This is a genomic window from Streptomyces sp. NPDC017676 (assembly GCF_044329325.1).
Taxonomy (GTDB): Bacteria; Actinomycetota; Actinomycetes; order Streptomycetales; family Streptomycetaceae; genus Streptomyces.
Genome location: NZ_JBIRJA010000001.1, coordinates 762707 through 780603, shown reverse-complemented (window position 1 = coordinate 780603; position 17897 = coordinate 762707). Strand labels below are relative to the sequence as shown.

At 70.9% G+C, this 17897-nt stretch carries 16 protein-coding genes and 1 tRNA gene; 6 read left to right on the top strand and 11 right to left on the bottom strand.

Features of this window, described 5'->3' with window-relative positions; all coding sequences use genetic code 11:
* The first annotated feature begins 93 nt into the window (after nt 1-93).
* Nucleotides 94-435, top strand: a complete 342-nt coding sequence (locus ACH4LD_RS03460) for a hypothetical protein (protein WP_132783674.1) — start codon at nt 94-96, stop codon at nt 433-435.
* Nucleotides 436-481: 46 nt separating this feature from the next.
* Here the strand turns inward: ACH4LD_RS03460 and ACH4LD_RS03455 are convergent.
* Nucleotides 482-553: transfer RNA gene (locus ACH4LD_RS03455), tRNA-Val, on the bottom strand.
* 200 nt (nt 554-753) lie between these two features.
* On the opposite strand from ACH4LD_RS03455, the gene ACH4LD_RS03450 reads away from it, so the two are divergent.
* The 3 genes from ACH4LD_RS03450 to ACH4LD_RS03440 all read left to right on the top strand — a co-directional run bounded on the left by ACH4LD_RS03450 (nt 754) and on the right by ACH4LD_RS03440 (nt 3705).
* Nucleotides 754-1524 carry a DUF4097 family beta strand repeat-containing protein gene (locus tag ACH4LD_RS03450; RefSeq protein ID WP_132783673.1) on the top strand — a complete coding sequence of 257 codons (771 nt, stop codon included), beginning with the start codon at nt 754-756 and terminating at the stop codon, nt 1522-1524.
* Nucleotides 1525-1598: 74 nt separating this feature from the next.
* Nucleotides 1599-2993: a hypothetical protein gene (locus ACH4LD_RS03445; RefSeq protein ID WP_398053452.1), complete on the top strand. Its 1395-nt coding sequence runs from the start codon at nt 1599-1601 to the stop codon at nt 2991-2993.
* 79 nt (nt 2994-3072) lie between these two features.
* Complete coding sequence (locus tag ACH4LD_RS03440; RefSeq protein WP_398053451.1) at nt 3073-3705, top strand: DUF4383 domain-containing protein; 633 nt, start codon at nt 3073-3075, stop codon at nt 3703-3705.
* On the opposite strand, the gene ACH4LD_RS03435 is transcribed toward ACH4LD_RS03440, so the two are convergent.
* The 3 genes from ACH4LD_RS03435 to ACH4LD_RS03425 all read right to left on the bottom strand — a co-directional run bounded on the left by ACH4LD_RS03435 (nt 3693) and on the right by ACH4LD_RS03425 (nt 8518).
* Nucleotides 3693-4796, bottom strand: coding sequence for an amidase domain-containing protein (locus tag ACH4LD_RS03435; protein ID WP_398053608.1), 1104 nt, complete (start codon nt 4794-4796; stop codon nt 3693-3695). The genes ACH4LD_RS03440 and ACH4LD_RS03435 overlap by 13 nt on opposite strands.
* A gap of 187 nt (nt 4797-4983) precedes the next feature.
* The gene (locus tag ACH4LD_RS03430; RefSeq protein WP_398053450.1) at nt 4984-6279 is read right to left on the bottom strand and encodes a hypothetical protein; all 1296 of its coding nucleotides are present in this window, start codon (nt 6277-6279) and stop codon (nt 4984-4986) included.
* Between the two features lie 43 nt (nt 6280-6322).
* Nucleotides 6323-8518, bottom strand: a complete 2196-nt coding sequence (locus ACH4LD_RS03425; RefSeq protein WP_398053607.1) for a transglycosylase domain-containing protein — start codon at nt 8516-8518, stop codon at nt 6323-6325.
* 210 nt (nt 8519-8728) lie between these two features.
* On the opposite strand from ACH4LD_RS03425, the gene ACH4LD_RS03420 reads away from it, so the two are divergent.
* Nucleotides 8729-8956: a zinc ribbon domain-containing protein gene (locus ACH4LD_RS03420; RefSeq protein ID WP_103810926.1), complete on the top strand. Its 228-nt coding sequence runs from the start codon at nt 8729-8731 to the stop codon at nt 8954-8956.
* A gap of 103 nt (nt 8957-9059) precedes the next feature.
* On the opposite strand, the gene ACH4LD_RS03415 is transcribed toward ACH4LD_RS03420, so the two are convergent.
* Genes ACH4LD_RS03415 through ACH4LD_RS03405 form a run of 3 tightly spaced genes read right to left on the bottom strand, consistent with a single transcriptional unit; the run spans nt 9060 to nt 13567 of the window.
* Nucleotides 9060-9875 (bottom strand): HAD family hydrolase, encoded by an 816-nt coding sequence (locus ACH4LD_RS03415; protein WP_398053448.1) that lies wholly within the window; start codon nt 9873-9875, stop codon nt 9060-9062.
* Nucleotides 9875-12373 (bottom strand): phosphoribosyltransferase, encoded by a 2499-nt coding sequence (locus ACH4LD_RS03410; protein WP_398053447.1) that lies wholly within the window; start codon nt 12371-12373, stop codon nt 9875-9877. Before ACH4LD_RS03410 ends, ACH4LD_RS03415 begins: the two co-directional genes overlap by 1 nt.
* 27 nt (nt 12374-12400) lie before the next feature.
* Nucleotides 12401-13567 carry an HpcH/HpaI aldolase/citrate lyase family protein gene (locus tag ACH4LD_RS03405; protein WP_132783667.1) on the bottom strand — a complete coding sequence of 389 codons (1167 nt, stop codon included), beginning with the start codon at nt 13565-13567 and terminating at the stop codon, nt 12401-12403.
* Between the two features lie 177 nt (nt 13568-13744).
* On the opposite strand from ACH4LD_RS03405, the gene ACH4LD_RS03400 reads away from it, so the two are divergent.
* On the top strand, nt 13745-14512 hold the full coding sequence (locus tag ACH4LD_RS03400; protein WP_132783666.1) for a TerD family protein: 768 nt from the start codon (nt 13745-13747) through the stop codon (nt 14510-14512).
* Between the two features lie 68 nt (nt 14513-14580).
* Here the strand turns inward: ACH4LD_RS03400 and ACH4LD_RS03395 are convergent, their stop codons facing one another.
* The 4 genes from ACH4LD_RS03395 to ACH4LD_RS03380 form a co-directional block, all read right to left on the bottom strand.
* The gene (locus tag ACH4LD_RS03395; protein ID WP_398053446.1) at nt 14581-15318 is read right to left on the bottom strand and encodes a Tellurium resistance; all 738 of its coding nucleotides are present in this window, start codon (nt 15316-15318) and stop codon (nt 14581-14583) included.
* A gap of 88 nt (nt 15319-15406) precedes the next feature.
* Nucleotides 15407-16546, bottom strand: coding sequence for a DUF475 domain-containing protein (locus ACH4LD_RS03390; protein ID WP_132783664.1), 1140 nt, complete (start codon nt 16544-16546; stop codon nt 15407-15409).
* A 76-nt stretch (nt 16547-16622) separates the two neighbouring features.
* A complete protein-coding gene (locus ACH4LD_RS03385; protein WP_103810919.1) occupies nt 16623-17201 on the bottom strand; it encodes a TerD family protein in 579 nt (192 codons plus the stop codon).
* A 112-nt stretch (nt 17202-17313) separates the two neighbouring features.
* Entirely contained in the window at nt 17314-17889 is a 576-nt protein-coding gene (locus ACH4LD_RS03380; RefSeq protein WP_132783663.1) for a calcium homeostasis/redox stress adaptation protein, read from the bottom strand.
* Nucleotides 17890-17897: the final 8 nt, after the last annotated feature.

Sequence of the window (17897 nt, the reverse complement as noted above, 5' to 3'; positions counted from 1 at the left end):
GCCGCCGCCCCGCGCCACCCGTTCGGCTGAACCTTCCCTCTGACCCCACGGACAGCCTCGCCCCCGTAAATCGAACAGGCGTAGCATTGCCGCGTGGCTACGACCTATGAATTCCCCAGTGACCTCCTCGCCGGTCAGGAGGAGCTGCATCAGGTCCGGGCCGAGCTGTCGGCCCTGCTCAAGCGGCTGCCCTGGTCGGTCGAGCCGATGGACGGCTTCAGCGACGACACCGGCTGGCGCAAGGTGGAGCGGCCCGCGTCCCCCGGCTGGACGGAGGACGAGCAGGCCGAGGTGGAGAAGCTGCGGCGGCGCGAGCACGAACTCGCGGTCTTCGTCAGCACGCACCGCTTCTGGGCCGAGGTGGCGGCGGCGGACCGCATGGACGCCCGCTCCCGGCTGAAGCACGCCCACGAGACGCCGGCGGAGGAGGAATAGGGCAAGGAAACGGCCCCTCGGAGACTGCTCCGAGGGGCCGGACCGGTGGGCGCGGACGGTTTCGAACCGCCGACATCCTGCTTGTAAGGCAGGCGCTCTACCCCTGAGCTACGCACCCGGGACAGGTCGACAGCCTACCTTGCCCGAGCGGCTGCCCTGCAAACCCGACAGGGGGGTTAACCCCACCCCGTTCCGGGAGGCCGCCGGATCGTCGGACCGGGACGCGGGCCCTAGCGTCGGCGCAGACCGCAGTACTCCGGCGCCCGGTCCCGCGCGCCGGACCAGACCGGTACGAGCCGGTTCAGGGGGAGACATCACATGGTCCGTTCGCTTTCGTTCCGCGCTGCCCGGCCGGCCGTGCTCGCCGGTGCGCTCCTCGCGGGGCTCACCGCGTGTGGCGCCTCCGCCGGCGACGACACACACCCGGATCACCGGTCCTTCGCGCTGCACGGCCGTACCCTCACCGTCGACTCCGACGACTCGGCGCTGGAGATCGTCGCCGCACGGGGGCAGAAGGCCGGCACGGTCGAGGTGACCCGCTGGTTCGAGGGGTCCGTGGTCGCCGGCGGCGAACCCGAGGCGCGGTGGTCCATGGACGGCGACCGGCTCGTGCTGCGGGTGCACTGCTCCGGGATCATCGCCGACTGCTCGGCCCGGCACCGGATCGAGGTGCCGCGCGGGGTCGGCGTCGAGGTCGTGAACGAGGACGGCGCCGTGCGGGCCTCCGGGTTCCGGGACGCGGTCAGCATCCACGTCGACGACGGCGCCGTGCGCGTCACCGACACCAGCGGCCCGCTGGACCTGCGGGCCGACGACGGATCGGTGCGCGCGGTGGTCTCCTCGCGCCGGGTGCGGGCCGCCACCGGCGACGGCTCCGTGGACGTCGAGCTGACCGGCCCGCCGGACCTGGTCGACGTCCGCAGTGACGACGGGTCGGTGACGGTGGGCCTGCCCAAGGGCGCGTACCGGGTGTCGGCGGGGGCCGACGACGGGTCGGTGACCGTGTCCGTGCCCCGCGACGACAGCAGCCCGCACCGGGTGTCGGCGCACACCCAGGACGGGAAAGTCACGGTGCGCACGGCGAACTGACCGGCCCGTGTGTTCGTCTTCAACGGGTGGGAGAATGACACCACCCAGGGCGAACCACAGCACGGGAGAGGGATGTGACGGCGACACCGGGCACGCCAGCCAGCCAGCCGTACCCGCCGCCGTCCACCGCACGCGCCCGGCGCGGCCCCTCCCCGCTGCGCGACGCCCTCACTCTGCTCGGCCTGCCGGTGCTGGCCGCGCTCGCGCTGCCCGTCTCGTTCGCCGGCGGCGGCACCCGGCGCTGGTTCGGCGGGCGGGCGGAGAGCCACCGGGCCGACGCGCAGGCCGCGAAGGACGCGGCGGCGACGGCGTTCTACGAACTCGACACCGCGCAGCGGGACCTGCGGATCTCGGTGGAGACCATCTCGGCGGTGGACGACTCCCCCGCCGCCCGGCGGGCCGTGTCCGACTTCGAGGCACTCGGGCGCCGGATCGACGAGGTCAGCCGGAGTTACATCCAGGCCGTGGACGCCCACGACCTGGACCGGGACGATCTGGAGGCCGGCACGGCGGCGCGGGCGCGGGCCGAGCTGACCGCGGCCAAGGACGAGCTCGACCGGGTCCGGCAGGAGCTGGACCGGTTCGCGAGCTCGCTGGAGCCGCTGCTGGGCAAGGCGGAGACGCAGCTGGCCCGGCTGGCGCCCGCCGTGGAGCGGGCCCGGCAGTCGCTGCTGGCGGCGAGCAACGCCCTGGACGCCGTACGGGAGCGGAACCTGCGGGCCGACGAGCTGGCCGCGCGGCTGGCGGCCCTGTCACCGGAGCTGACCAAGCTGAACCAGGGCGCCGGGCGGCACGGTGTGCAAGCGACGCTGGAGCGCGCCGAGCGGGTGCAGCGGGAGGCCGGGGCGATCGCGGCGGAGGCGGAGCGGCTGCCGGAGCGGGCGGCCGAGATCGACCACCGGCTGGTCAGCCTGCGCACCAGGGCCCAGGCGCTGACCACCCGGGCCGGGCAGGTGGAGCCGGTGCTGAGCGAGCTGCGCCGCCGCTTCACCGCCGCCTGCTGGCAGGACCTCCAGCAGGTGCCGGAGCAGGCCGCGGAGAACGTGCGGCAGGCCGAACTGAAGCTCCGGGAGGCGCAGGCGGCGCGGGACGCCCAGCGCTGGGCGGACGCGACCGCACTGCTGTCGACCGTGCGGGCCCTGCTGAACGCCACCGACGAGGCGGTGTCGGCGGCCGGTGACCGGCTGGGCAGGCTGAACGCGGTGCAGAAGGATCCGCAGGCGGAGATCGAGCGGACCCGGTTCGCGATCCGGGACGCCCAGCGGCTGGCCATGACGGGCCGTTCGACCCCCGATCCGCGGCACGCCCGGCCGCTGGACGACGCGGTGGCCCGGCTGGAGCGGGCGATCGGCACGCTGGAGGGACGGCACCCGGACTACTGGCACTTCCTCACAGAGACGGAAGGGGTGCGGCAGACGGTGGCGCGGGTGGTGGCGCAGATCCGCGAGGAGCGCGGCGCCGGGCACTGACGTGCGTGTTGCCGGGTGCTGTGCGGCAGCGGATATTAAGAGGACGGATGGCCTCCGCTAGCGCCCGAGGGAGGCGGACATGGCCACACACGCGGTGCACACGAGGAAGGCCGAGGAACGACGGCCCCGGCTGGACGACCATCTGCCCGTCGACCACCGGCTCAACCAGGTCTACCGGATCGGTGCCGGCCTCATCGGCGGATTCCTGGTCGCCTTCGGCATTCTCGGCCTGATCGACCAGATCGGCTTCTTCAGCACGGGCGGCAACACGGTCGCCGGGCTGAACTCCAACGGCGCGCTGAGTGTGCTGTCGATCGTCATCGGCGCGGTGCTGCTGGCCGGCATGGCGATCGGCGGGAACTTCGCGTCGACCCTGAACATGGTCCTCGGCGTGCTGTTCCTGCTGAACGGCTTCCTGTTCCTCGGCCTGCTGGACACCGCCAGCAACTTCCTGGCGTTCAAGATCCAGAACGTGTTCTTCAGCTTCATCGTGGGCCTGCTGCTGATGACCTTCGGCATGTACGGCCGAGTCGGTCACAACCTGCCCCACGACAACCCCTACTGGCGGGCCCGCCACCCGGACGCCCCTCCGCAGGAACAGCGGACGCCGCCCGAGCAGCTGACGCGGCAGGAGCGGCGTCCGCGGGACGAGCAGCGGGAGGCGCAGGAGCAGCGGGGCCCGCGGCAGCCAGGACCGGGTCAGGTCCTGTAGGCGTAGAACGCCGCGTTCGGGTACGAGGCGACGAGGCTGGCCACCGACCGGTTGTACGTGTTGGTCGAGTGGTAGCTCACGTACGGCACGCCCCGGCTGTCCCGGTACGTGACGATCATCGAGTGGTCCTTGGACCCGTCCCGGTTGAAGTCCATCTGCAGCACGTCGCCGAGGTCCATCTGGTAGACGTTGGCGAGGCTGGTGGCCCGCTTCGAGGACAGGGCGAACCAGGAGAACTCGTTGACGCCGACGAACGAGTCCGACTGGATGTCGGCGGTGCCGAACCACTTCTTCCAGTCGTACGTGTAGCCGGGCACGTGCTTCCAGCCGCCGGCCTTCAGGACCTGGCTGACGAAGTTGGTGCAGTCGCCGCCGGCCCCCTGCCCGTTGAAGTCCGGGTAGGCCGGGTTGTACTTGTTCCAGTACTTCTGCGCGTACGCGACCATGGCCTTGTAGTCGTAGCCGGTCGCGGAGAAGTCCTTCTTGTTGACCGGTGCGGGCCAGGTGGTGGCGGCGCGGGCCGCGGAGGGCGGGCCGTCGTCCGCGGTGGCGGTCTTCACCGAGGTGACGGCGGGCTTGGCGACCTGGTTGACCGCGAGGTAGCCGTCGTCGGTGTCCCGGATGCCGGTGAGCTGCCAGGTGCCGTGCCGGTCCGCCTGGAAGGTCAGCTCGTGATGGGCCTGGAAGCCGGTCGACTTCGGCCCCTTGGCGGTGGCCTTGTCGTAGGTCAGCGTCGTGGTCTCGGTGACGGCGACCTTGGCGTGCCGGCCCTTCACCTGGGTCGCGTCGAGCGTGACCTTGGTGCTGCCCGCGCGGTACGTCTCGCCCAGCCGGGCCAGTCGGCCGCGGCGGTCGCGCAGCTCGTCCAGCGCGGACTTCTCCTGGCGGGTCTGCCCGCCGGACAGGCGGACGGAACCGGAGAAGCCGGACGTGTGCCGGGTCTCCGCCTTTCCGGCGCCCTCCACCAGGGCCTGCGTGCGGTCGGTGAAGACCGCGTCGGCCAGCCGCTGGAAGGTCGCCTTGGTCGCCGCGTCCACCGTCGGGTCGTCGGTCACCGCCGCACCGGCGCTCCAGTTGGGCACCAGGGCCACGCCGGCGACCACCGAGGCTGCCGCGGCGGTGACTATGGCCGTGCGGCGCCGCCCACGGCTCAGTCTTCTAGATTTCAATGATGTTCCCCTCTACGCCGGTACACCTACCGGGCGAGGGGCATCTTCGCACGCCGTGTGCGTCGGATGTGAAGGGGGTTGCACAAGTGGAATCCCCGGCGCACGCCCGTCACTTGACGACCGTGGACCAGTCCGGGGACTGGGCCGGGTCGAGGCTGCGCAGGGCGGCCAGGGTCTGCGGCTTCTGCGCGTCGAGCCAGTCGGCCAGCTCCTTGAAGGACACGCACTTGACGCCCTTCTTGGTGCAGACGTTCTTGACCACCTGGTCGATGGCCTTCATGTAGATGCCACCGTTCCAGTCCTCGAAGTGGTTGCCGATGAACAGCGGGGCCCGGCTGCCGTAGTACACCCGGTTGAAGCCGGCCATGTAGGACTCGACGGTCTGCTGTTCCCACTGGGGGAACTTGGCCGAATCACCCTGGGTCTCACCCTCGGACTGGTTGTACAGGAAGTTGAAGTCCATGGACAGCCCCTGGAACTTGCCGCTCTCGTACGGCAGCATCTGCAGCGGGAAGTCCCATATGCCGTTCTTCTTCGACGGCCATATCTGGAAGTCACCCGGCGAACTGGCGTCGTAGCGCCAGCCGTAGCTCTTCATGGCCTTCAGCAGGTTCGGCTGGCCCTCCAGGCAGGGCGCCCGGCCGCCGGTGACCTCCTTCCTGAAGTCGAAGGGCAGCGGCGCGAGGTCCTTGAAGCCGGTGTTGGTCTTCCAGTGCTCCACGAAGGAGTAGAACTGGTCGATCTCGCTCTTCCACTCCTCGACGCTCCAGTCGCCGCCGCCCTTGGCCCCGCAGAAGTGGCCGTTGAAGTGGGTGCCGATCTCGTTGCCGTCCTCGTACGCCTTGCCGAGCTGCTCCACGGTGCTGCGGATGTGGTCGTCGGTGGCGTAGTCGATGGCGGCGTCGCCCGGGGAGTGCATGGGGCCGTGGTACAGGGACTTCTTGCTCTTGGGCAGCAGGTAGATGCCGGTGAGGAAGAAGGTCATGTGGGCGTCGTACTCCTTGGCCAGCTCCCGGTAGTGCGAGAACAGGTGGTCGCTGCCCTCCAGCGCGCCGTCCCAGGAGAAGACGACGAACTGCGGCGGCTTCTCACCGGGCTTGAGCGGCACCGGCTTCAACTGGCCCTTCTGCGGCCCGGTGTAGGAGGTGGAGCCGTCCCCGAGCACCTTGGTCCTGCCGTCCCACTCCGGTGTCGGGCTGGCCTTCGGCGCGCTCTTCTGTCTCTTGCCGGCCGCGGCGGCCGGTGTGCTGTTGCCGTCCGTGCCGGACAGCGCCAGGAACCCGGCGACCAGCGAGGCGACGACGAGGAGGGCGGCCAGCGTCAGCACCTGCGGCCGGGTGGCGCGGGGCGCACTGCGGCTGCGGGGGGCGCGACGGCGGCCTGACGACGACATCTTGCGGGGCATGCGCGGCTCATTCTGCGGAAGGGGAGGGTGTACGGGCCCCGGCTCAGCCGAGACCCGTCGCTGCCGACCAGAGGGCATACGGGACGCTGTGGGCGGACGTGCCGGCCAGACCCTTGAGCGGCAGTGGCTCCAGGGACTTGGCCAGGTCGATCCGGTAGACGACGATCGCGGTGGACACGGAGTCGGCCGTGCCGACGAACCAGGCGGCGGTGTCCTTCTCGGTCGTGCCGGCCTTCCCGGACAGCCCGGACCGGCCGGCCGCCGCCTCGGGATGGGCGGTGCGGAAGGAGTCGGTGAGCGCCTCCGTGACCTCCTCGGCCACCTTGGCGCCGACCGCGCGCTTCGGGCGCGGGGTGGACAGGGCGACCGGGGAACCGTTGCGGGTGATCCGGCCCACCGAGTACGGCTCGGTGTGGTTGCCGCCGGCGGCGAAGGTGGCGTAGCCGCCGGCCATCCGGATGGCGCTGGGCGTGGAGTTCCCCATCGACAGGGCCGGGACCTGGGGGCCGATGCTGGAGGACAGCAGCCCGGACGCCACGGCGGTCTGGCGCACCTTGTCCAGGCCGGTGTCCATGCCGAGCTGCATGAACGGCGTGTTCACGGACCGGGCCATGGCCTCGCGCAGGCTGATGTCCCCGTACGAGGCGCCGCCGTCGTTGTGCGCGGCGACCTTCTTGCCGCTGCGGTCCCAGTACGGCCCCTCGGGGGTGGTGACGGGCACGCCGTCGTCGCCGTCGTAGACGCTGTCCGGGGTGACGGGGGTGGCGGGTCCGCCGCGCGTCTTGTGCACGCCGTGTTCGAGCCCGGCGGCGTAGACGAACGGCGTGAACGCGGTGCCGGCCGGGACGGTGGTCGCGTTGGACTCGTTGTAGCCCTGGGTACGGTGGTCGGGGCCGCCGTAGACGGCGAGGATCCGGCCGTCGGCGGCCACCGATGCGGCGCCGTAGTGACCGTTCTTCGCCGCCGCCGGGTTGTCCCGCCTGGCCTGCTTGCGGGCCTTGGTGACGGCGTCGGTGAGCGCCTTCTCCCGCTTGCGGTCGAAGGTCGTGTAGATCTGGTAGCCACCCAGGTCGAACTGCTTGTCCGTCAGGTGTCCGGCCTTCTTGGCGTACTGCGAGGCCAGCTCCACCAGGTAGTCGCTCTGCGCACCCGTGTTGTACAGCGGGTTGCTCTTCAGCGGCTCGGGGAACCTGGTGTACTCCGCCCGTTCCTGCGGCGACAGCTTGCCGATCTTGACCATGCGGTCGAGGATCCAGGACCAGCGCTCGACGGCCCGCGCGTGGTTGGCCTTGCTGAGCGTCGGGTCGTACAGGCCGGCGCCCTTGAGCAGCCCGGCGAGCATGGCCGCCTCGGAGGCGTTGAGCTTGCCGACGTCCTTGCCGTAGTACGCCTGGGCGGCGCGCTGGATGCCGTAGCTGCCGCGGCCGAACCAGCTCGTGTTGAGATAGCCCTCCAGGATCTGGTCCTTGCTCATCCTGTTGTCCAGTTTGAGGGCGATCATCGCCTCGGTGAATTTGCGGCTGATGGTCTGGTTCTGGGTCAGATAGACATTCTTGACGTATTGCTGGGTAATGGTCGATCCGCCCTCGGTGTCCCCCTGTCCCAGCGTGCGGAACACCGCGCGGGTGATACCTCTGGCGGATATGCCCGGGTCCGAGTAGAAACTCTCGTTCTCCGCCGCGAGCACCGCCCAGCGGACGTCCGGGGGGATGTCCTTCAGCGGCATCGCCTGCCGCTGCACCCAGCCCGTGCGGGCCATGGGCGTGCCGTCCGACCAGAAGTAGACGTTGTCCTGCTGGGTGGCGTACGAGTTGAGGTTCTCCGGTATGTCCGTCATCGCGTACGCCGTGACGAGGAACGCGCTGAGCAGACCGAACGACGTCAGGGTGGCGCCGAGCCACTGGCGCCAGGAGGGTATCCAGCGGCGCCAGCCGGTGCGCCCGGGGCGCGGGTACACCGGCTTCAGGCGGCGCGCGTAGGGGGCTATCCGGCGCGCGTACGGGGTCAGCGGGCCGAGCAGCCGGGCGACGGCGCCCAGGGCCGCGCTCACGGGCGCGCCGCGCCCTCGTCCGGCGGAGCGCGCGTCACGCCGGCGTTCGGCCCGGCCGCCGCCCGGAGCGGGCGGCTCCGGTGGCGGGGGCACGCGCAACTGCATGGTCTGGTCCGCCCTGAGGGCGTCCACTCTCAGATGCAGCGTCTCATCGGCGTCCAACGGCTTCTCGCCACGGCCACCCCCCATGGGGCCGTCCTCCCCCTGCGACGCATCGGTCACGCCTGCGTCTCCCTCCGCACTCGGTCTCGCTCGCGCGGGTGAGCTGAGCATCCTCGCAACGGCGTTCACAAATTATCAGTAACGTTTTCGAATGCCCTGCACATGTGCCGGATAGAAAGCAACGCTCATGAAATTTTGAGACGCCCATGGCCGGGCCCGGGCGGCTAACCTGGGGCCATGCCTCGTTACGAGTACCGCTGCCGGACCTGCGGCGACACGTTCGAACTCAACCGGCCCATGGCGCAGTCGGCCGCCCCCGCGTCGTGCCCCGCGGGGCACGACGACACGGTGAAGCTGCTGTCGACGGTGGCGGTGGGCGTGTCGAACAACACGTCCGCGCCCGCACCCGCGCCCTCGCCGAGGGCCGGCGGGGGCGGGTGCTGCGGGGGCGGATGCTGCGGGTAGCCGCCTGCGGGGGTGCCGCCTGGTGCCGTCCCCGCGGGTGCGGCGCCGTCGCGGCTTGTCGCGCCCACGCGGCGGAGCCGCACATCGATACAGGCCTGTGCCCCTAGGGTGCCGCCGTGCGGGTCGCCTTCAAGAACTCCCGCAGGATCCGCTCCCCCGCCAGGACGCCGCGTTCCGGCAGGGCGTTGATCTGCGGGGCCGTCCAGTCGGTGTCGGCCAGTTCGCCGTGGCCGGGGCGCCAGCCCCGGTCGGCGGCCAGCAGCAGGTCGGCGTCGAGCAGGGAGTCACCGGCGGCCAGCGTCAGCTCCGCGCCGGTGCGCCGGGCCACCTCGCGGACGGCCGCGCTCTTGGTGAGCGGCTTCGGTACGGCGTAGATCTTGCGGCCCTGCAGGGACACCGTCCAGCCCCGGTTCTCCGCCCACACCGCGAGCTCCTTCACCCAGTCCCCGGGCAGCAGTTCGCGTTCCACCACGAGGTACGCGAACAGGTCCTCGGCGATCCGGTGCTTGCGCACCCACACCGGGTCGGCGGAGCGCAGCAGATGCTCGCTGACCTCCGCCAGCGGCGCGCACTCGTCGGCGAGCCGGGCCTGGACACCCGCGTGCCAGTCGGCGTCGGTGACCCCGTCGACCAGCAGATGGCCGCCGTTGGCGCAGATCGCGTACGCCGGCGGCGGGCCCGGCAGGTTGATCCGCTGGTACTGCTTGCGCGTCCGGGTCGTCGTCGGCACGAACACGGCCGTGTCGCCGAGGTCGGTCAGCAACTGGGCCGCGGTCTCGGTCATGTAGGACAGCGGCTTGGCCTCGTGCACCTCCACGCACAGCAGCCGGGGCGCCCGCGGGTCCGGCATGGTCAGCGCGAGGGCCGCCGAGGAGTAGATCAGCGTACGGTCCAGGTCGCTCGCCACCAGCACCGGCATCAGACGTTCACCGCCTTGCCGTCGGCGCCGGTGGCGCCCCGCGTGTACCGGGGGTGGATCAGCCCGACGCAGGTGTACGGCAGGTCGTCCACCTCCTCCACCGGCACCCCGCGCTGCTGGGCGAGGAGCCGCACGTGGTCCAGGTCCGCGCCCGCCCCCGCCCGCGCGAGAATCTTCCACGGCACCCGGCGCAGCAGCACCCGGGTGGTCTCGCCGACGCCCGGCTTGACGAGGTTGACGTCGTGGATGCCGTACTCCTCGCTGATCCGCTCGACCGCCCGCCAGCCCGCCCAGGTCGGGGTGCGGTCCGTGGCCAGGAGCTCCTTCACCGCGCCGTCCACGCCGTCGGCCACCTCGGGGAAGCGGGCGGCGACGGCGTCGAGGAAGGCCACGGAGACGTCCGCGCCCGCGAGTTCCCGGTAGAACTTGGCGCCGTGGAAGTCGTGCGGGCCGACCAGGTCGGCGCGCAGCACCGTACGGGAGATCAGCCCGGAGACGGTCGAGTTGAGGCACGCGGAGGGGATGAGGAAGTCCTCGCGGGTGCCGTAGGTGCGTACGCAGGAGCCGGGATCGGCGAGGACCGCGATCTCCGGGTCGAACCCGGTGACGCCCTCCTTCCGCTCGAACTCCTCGATCGCCTCCGCGAGTTCGCGCGTGATCGCGCCCTTGCCGGTCCAGCCGTCGACGAACACGACGTCCCGGGGGTCGTGACGGTCGGCCAGCCAGCGCAGCGCGTTGGCGTCGATGCCCCGGCCGCGCACGATCGACACGGCGTAGTGCGGCAGGTCGAGGCCGTGCCGGAACCGGGCCCAGCGGCGCATCAGGATGCCGACGGGGGTGCCGGCGCGGGCCAGGGAGACCAGCACCGGGCGGGGCGAGCGCTCGGTGAGGACGGCCTCGGTCACGACTCCGACGGCCTGCGCGAGGCGGGCGGCGGACGCGTCCAGGGCCGCGTGGAACAGCTCCTGGTACTGGGCGCTGGGCTGGTACTCCACCGGCAGCGACTCGGCGTAGTGCGCGCCGCCGCGCTGGATGGCCTCCTCGCGCTCCTCCGTCGGCGCCTCCAGGGTCACGTCGGAGAGGTCCTGGAGCAGCCAGCCGACCTCCTCCGGCGCGTACGAGGAGAACGCGGGGCCGCGGAGGGGCTCGGGCAGCATGGCCGGCCTTTCGGGAGCGTGCGGAACGTAGGAGGGGACGACTGCGAGCAGGACGTGCGGGACGTGCGCGGCGAGGGCGGCCAGCAGGCCGTCGGGCGCGTGCAGGGCGGGGGTGTCGGCGACGGAGTCGACCACGGCGACGACGGCGTCGAAGCCGGCGCCGGCCACGTTGTAGGCGTACCGCTCACCGGGCCCGTCGGCCGGGTCGTCGTGGGCCGGGAAGACCAGGCGGCTGCGGATCGCGTAGCCGGGGTCGTCGACCGCGAGCACGGGCGACCGGGTGGTGGTGGAGAACCGCACCTCGGCGTCCACCGCCTGCTCCAGCTCGCGGGCGAGCCGCAGCGGCGCGTACATGAGCTCCTCGAAGCCGAGCACCAGAACGCGCCGGGCGCCGACGGGCAGCGCCTCGCGTATCCGCCCGGCCAAGGCGGGCAGCGCCGCGTCGAGCCGGGCCCGGTGGGCGGGGGTGAAACCGTGCCGGCCGCCGTCGGGGAGACCTTGAGGCCAGTGCAGGTCGACCCTGGTGACCGGCCCTGGCCGTGGCACCCCTCCAGGGGCGCGGGGCGAGACGTCCCGCGGCTCCGCCGTACGGGCGCGAGCGGCCACGACGGCCCCGCACCCGGCGGACTCGCGTTCCGCGACCAGCCGCTGCCCCCTCTCCAGCACCCCCTCGGGCAGCCGTACGGTCCCGGACGCGGCGGCGATCACGTCGACCCGGGCCCCGGTCTCCCGCGCGAACCGCTCCAGTCGCGCGGAGTCCTCAGCCGACCGCATGTCGACCAGAGCGACCACCACATACCGCTCGCGCGGGTACCGCTCGTGCAGGTCACGCATGGTGTTCAGCACGGTGTTACCGGTGGAGAACTCATCGTCCACCAGCACCAGCGGCCCGTCCCCGGCCAGCAGGGCGGGGTCTTCCGGCAGCAGCAGGTGCGAGGTGGCGTGCGAGTGCGACTCCTCGAAGCCGCCCGCCGGCGCGACCCCGGGAACCGGCCGTCGCGTGGAGTGCAGGTACGGCACCGCGCCGAGCCCGTCGGCGACCGCGTGCCCCAGCCCCGTCGCCGTCTCCGCGTAGCCGAGGACGACGGCACCGGCCCCTTCCTCGCCGAGCAGCGCGGCCGCCCGTCGGCCCAGGTGGAGGCCGTACTCGTACACCACGGCCGGCGACTGCGGTACGTGCTTGCCGAGGACGTTGGAGACCAGCAGGTGCGCCCGCTTGGGGTTGCGCCGCAGCGCGAGCCCGAGCAGCGCCGGAAGGTCGTCGTCGCCCACGAGCCCGACCCCGAGTCGCTCGGCGACCCAGCTGCCGGACCAGACCGCGTCGTTCACTGCGTTGTTCATGCGTTCCTTGGAGAGGTGAAGAAAGGTTCAGCCGGGTATGCCGGCGGCGAGCAGTTCCACGAAGCCGACGTCCTCGTTGGCGACGCCGAACACCTCGGCGCGCAACAGGGTCCGCTCGGCCCAGGCGCGGTGCGGTTTCACTTCGTTCATCTTGTTCGTGTAGGCCGACCGGAGTACACCCCCGCCGCCGCGTTCCGGCCGCAGGATGTCCTGGGCGTCGCTGAACTCCTCGTGGCTGACCACGGAGAGCGCGTGCACGGGCAGGACGTGGGACGGGTGGATGCAGGTCTTGCCGAGCAGGCCGTTGGCCTGGTCGAGGGAGATCTCCCGGAGCAGTCCGTCCATGGCGTGTTCGATCAGCTTCTCGCGCAGTGAGACGGCCTGCACCTCCAGGAAGGGGCTCTGCCTCAACTGCGGCTTGAACATGCGTTCGGAGAGACGGAAGTACTCCCAGACCGGGCCGGTGACGGTGAAGCCGGTGCCGTCGGCGCGGCCGAGCATGTTCACGACGTCGGCGATCACGGAGGCGACGATCTGGACGTCGTAGGCGGTCATGTCGGGGGCGCGGCGCAGGCCGTAGGAGGAGCAGAAGTCGGTCACGCCGAGGCGGAGGGCCAGCACCCGGTCGCGGTACTTGCCGACCGCGCGGGAGATGCCCTCCAGGGTGTCCACCCGGGACTCGCGGTAGAGCAGCTCGGGGGACTCCAGGACGGGCATGGCGAAGAGCCGCCGGCCGCTGCTGTTCTCGGCCGCGGTCAGGGCCTCCAGGAAGGGGATGCCGCGTTCCTCGGTGAACTTGGGCAGCACGAACCCGGACAGCAGGCGCACGGCGGGGCCGAGGCGGCGGACCAGGTCCGGTATCTGCTCGGGGGTGCGCACCCGGATGAACAGCAGGGGCGGCTCCACCCCGGGCCGTGCGGCGAGCTCGGCGAACTGCCGGACGAGGTTCTCCTCACCCGGCTCGACGTCCGCGTCGTCGATCGAGTCCTCCAGGCACAGCACCATCGAGACCACGCCGTTGCCGGCCTGTTTGACGATGTCGTCGGCGAGCCGGGGCCGGGTGGCCGGGCTGTACAGCGTGGCGCCCAGGGCCGCGGAGAGCAGCCGGGCCGGGGAGTCGGCGGTGAACGCGCACGGCTCCTGGTGGAAGAGGCGCTGCCGCACCTCGGGGGCGATGTGCCCGAAATGACGCATAGGACTCCCTCAGGGCGCGAGCCGGGCCTCTGGGTTCGGTAAAGGGTGGCCGGTAATAGTACGTAGGGATCCATGTCCGGGGTTCCCTGTGGGCATGAATTTCCGGTAACTCGCCCATGTCGGCGGCGCCGCCCCCCCGCATTGTCGTGACCAGGACCGAGAGGGCAGGATGACCGCATGACGCACGCGATGCTGAAAGGGTCGAACGTCCCGCTGGAGGCCACCACGGTGCGCGCCGTGCTGCGCTGGACGCCCGGGCAGGGCGTCCCGGACGTGGACGCCTCGGCGCTGCTGCTGGGCCCGGGCGGCCGTGTGCGCTCCGACGAGGACTTCGTCTTCTACAACCAGCCCCGGCACCCCTCCGGGAAGGTGTGGCGGCTCGGCAAGAAGCGGATCGCCGAGGGGCTGACGGACACGATCCAGGCCGACCTGGCCGGGGTGGAGCCGGGGGTCGGCCGGATCCTGCTGGTCGCCTCCGCGGACGGGGTCGCCTTCGACCAGGTGCCGGCGCTGTGCATCCTGCTGTACGACGCGGCGGTCGCCGACGGGGAGCCGCTGGCCCGGTTCGAGATCAAGCCGGAGACCGGCGCGGAGACGGCGCTGATCTGCGGTGAGCTGTACCGGCGCGGGGAGGGCTGGAAGTTCCGGGCGCTGGGTGAGGGGTATTCGAACGGGCTGAAGGGGCTCGCCACGGACTTCGGGATCTCGGTGGACGAGTCCGAGATGGAGGAGGAACCGGCCTCGTCCCAGCCGTTGCCACCGGAGCAGCCGACGGCCGCGGTCCCGGCACCGCCGACGGCCTCGGTTCCGGCACCGCCGACCGCCGCCGTCCCGGCACAGCCGCCCGCGTACGGCTATCCGCAGCCGATGTCGGCGCCGGCGGCCGTGGCGGGGGACCCCTACTTCCGGCTGCCGCCACAGGGGCCGCAGTTCCTAGGGCGGTAGCCAGCCCGGAGGCGGGCGGTGGTCGGCCCGGGGAGCGGGCGGTGGTCAGCCCCGGAAGCGGACGGTGGTCACCTGTCCACCTTCGTCTTGAAGCCCCTGCCCCACTGCAGGCCCCAGCCGTAGAGGCGGTCCAGTTCGCCCTGGAAGCCGTAGACGAACTTCACCTCGCGGCGGACGATCAGTTCGCCCTTGACGTTCTCGATCATGACCACGGCGCAGGAGCGGGCCTGGGGGTGGCGTTCGTCCAGGCCTATCTCGATGCGGGGGCCGTTGCTGGGGTACAGGGTGACGATGGCGTGCGTACGGTCGAAGGCGGGGGTCTGGTCGTAGATGTAGACGAAGACCAGCAGTCGCTTGAGGGCGTCCCGGTGGTCGAGGTTGACGTACATCGTCTCCCCGGACGCCGAGCCGAACCGGTCGTCCCCGCTGAGTTTGATGTACGGCGGTGCGTTGACGTCGCCGAGGTAGCCGCCGAGGGGTTGTACGACCCCCTTCGTGCCGTCGGCCAGTTCGTACAGGCAGCCGAGGTCCAGGTCGACGTTGACCATGCTCTGGCCGTGGCCGAGGACCTCCGGCGGCTTCAGGGCCCTGAAGGGGTGCCGGAACAGGCTGGTGCGCTGGGCTCCGTCGAAGTCGGAGGTCCGCATCCGCCAGGAGAGGTTGACGCGCAGGTGGCCGGTGGCCGCTTCCTGCTTGGTGAGGGACACCGTCTGGTGCCGCCTGGTCAGTTCTATGGCGTTGGTCGACGCGTTGCCCGAGTCGAAGTCGGCGGCGCGCCCGCCCAGCAGTCCGTCGAAGAAGCCCATTCCCGCCCCCAGGTACCCGTTGTGACGCCGGCGGGGCGGCCGGCCGTGCCCGCCGCCCCGCTCAGAGCGTTCCTCACCGTCCGGGGTGTCACACCCCGGAGGAGACCTCGGCCTTCTCGTCGCTGCCCTCGCCCGCCGCGGCCAGGGCCCGGTTGCGGCGGACGGAGGAGAAGAAGGACGCCGCGATCAGGACGACGCCGACGAGACCGGTGATGACCTCGTTGATCTCGTGCTGGATGGTGACCAGGAGGAGCACCGCGAGGGCGCCGATGGCGTAGTGGGCGCCGTGCTCCAGGTAGACGTAGTCGTCGAGGGTGCCCTGGCGGACCAGGTAGACCGTCAGCGACCGGACGTACATGGCGCCGATGCCCAGGCCGAGGGCCATCAGGACGATGTCGTTGGTGATGGCGAAGGCGCCGATCACACCGTCGAAGGAGAAGGACGCGTCCAGGACCTCCAGGTAGAGGAACATGAAGAACGCGGCCTGGCCGGCCAGGACGATCGCGGGCTTCTGCTTGCCGCTGCGGGCTGCCTCTTCCTCCTCCTCGTGCTCGCGCTCCTCCTCCGCCTCCAGCTTGTCCTCGAAGTAGCCGGAGAGGCCGCCGACGACCATGTAGGTGATCAGGCCGGCGATACCGGCGATCAGGACCGTCTGCGCCTTGTCCACATGGGCGCCGCCGTGCTGGTGGGCGTGGGCGGCGAAGGTGAACGACGTGATCAGCAGGACGATCAGGGCGATGCAGACCGACAGCATGTCGACCTTGCCGAGCTTGGCCAGGGGCCGCTCGATCCAGCGCAGCCACTGGATGTCCCGCTCCTCGAAGATGAAGTCGAGGAAGATCATCAGCAGGAACATGCCACCGAACGCGGCGATCGCCGGGTGGGCGTCGGTGACCAGCTGCTGGTAGCGGTCCTTGTTGTTGAGCGCCAGGTCGACGGCCTCGATCGGGCCCATCTTGGCGCTGATCGCGACGATGACGACGGGGAAGACCAGCCGCATGCCGAAGACGGCGATGAGGACACCGACCGTGAGGAAGATCTTCTGCCAGAAGGCGTTCATCTTCTTCAGGATTCCGGCGTTGACCACCGCGTTGTCGAAGGACAGCGAGATCTCCAGGATGGCCAGGATCGCCACGATGCCGAAGGCGGTCCACCCCCCGTAGAAGGCCGCCGCGACCAGACCGAGCGCGGTGACCGCGAACGACCAGCCGAAGGTTTTCAGAAGCACTGGCTACCCCATCGTGTGTTGGGGGCACCTCCCGGACGGAGTCCGGGGGAGGGTCTCCCCTGAGTCGTACCGATTTTTACGAAACGTTGACTCCGAAGTCTAGAGCGATGCCCCGCAGGCCCGACGCGTACCCCTGACCCACCGCTCGGAACTTCCACTCGCCCTGATAGCGGTAGAGCTCGCCGAAGATCATGGCGGTCTCGGTGGAGGCGTCCTCGCTGAGGTCGTAGCGGGCCAGTTCCTGGCCGTCGGCCTGGTTGACGACGCGGATGAAGGCGTTGGAGACCTGGCCGAAGGTCTGCCCGCGCTCGTCCGCCATGTGGATCGAGACGGGGAAGATGATCTTCTCGCACTGCGGCGGCACCTTGGCGAGGTCCACCAGGATCGACTCGTCGTCGCCCTCGCCCTCACCGGTGAGGTTGTCACCGGTGTGCTCCACGGAGCCGTCGGGGCTGGTGAGCTGGTTGTAGAAGACGAACCAGTCGTCACCCAGCACCCGGTTGCCGGCCCCGCACAGCAGCGCGCTGGCGTCCAGGTCGAAGGGGGCGCCGGTGGTGGACCGCGCGTCCCAGCCGAGTCCGATCATGACGTTCGTGAGGTTCGGTGCGGCCTTGGACAGGGAGACGTTGCCCCCCTTGGCGAGCGTGACACCCATGATGCTGGTCCTCCCCTGGTGGTGCTTCCCTGGTTGTCCTGCGCGTCCGGCGCCGCCCCTAAACGGAGCGGCGCCGGTCTCACGGGCTGTGCGGCCTCGGACGTCCTTCGTGTCAGACGTTGACGCCGAAGTCCTGCGCGATGCCGCGCAGGCCCGACGCATAGCCCTGGCCGATGGCGCGGAACTTCCACTCCGCGCCGTGCCGGTACAGCTCACCGAAGACCATGGCGGTCTCGGTGGAGGCGTCCTCGCTGAGGTCGTACCGGGCGATCTCCTGCCCGCCGGCCTGGTTCACGACGCGGATGAAGGCGTTGCGGACCTGGCCGAAGGACTGCTGGCGGTTCTCGGCGTCGTAGATCGACACCGGGAACACGATCTTTTCGATGTCGGCCGGGACACCGGCCAGGTTGACCTTGATCTGTTCGTCGTCACCCTCGCCCTCACCGGTGAGGTTGTCACCGGTGTGCTCGACGGAGCCGTCGGGGCTCTTGAGGTTGTTGAAGAAGACGAAGTGCTGGTCGCTCGCGACCTTGCCGGAGTTGTTCAGCAGCAGCGCGCTCGCGTCGAGGTCGAAGTCCGTGCCGGTCGTCGTGCGCACGTCCCACCCCAGGCCGACGATGACGGCGGTCAGGCCCGGGGCCTCCTTCGTCAGCGATACGTTGCCGCCCTTGCTGAGGCTGACTCCCACGGGTCCTC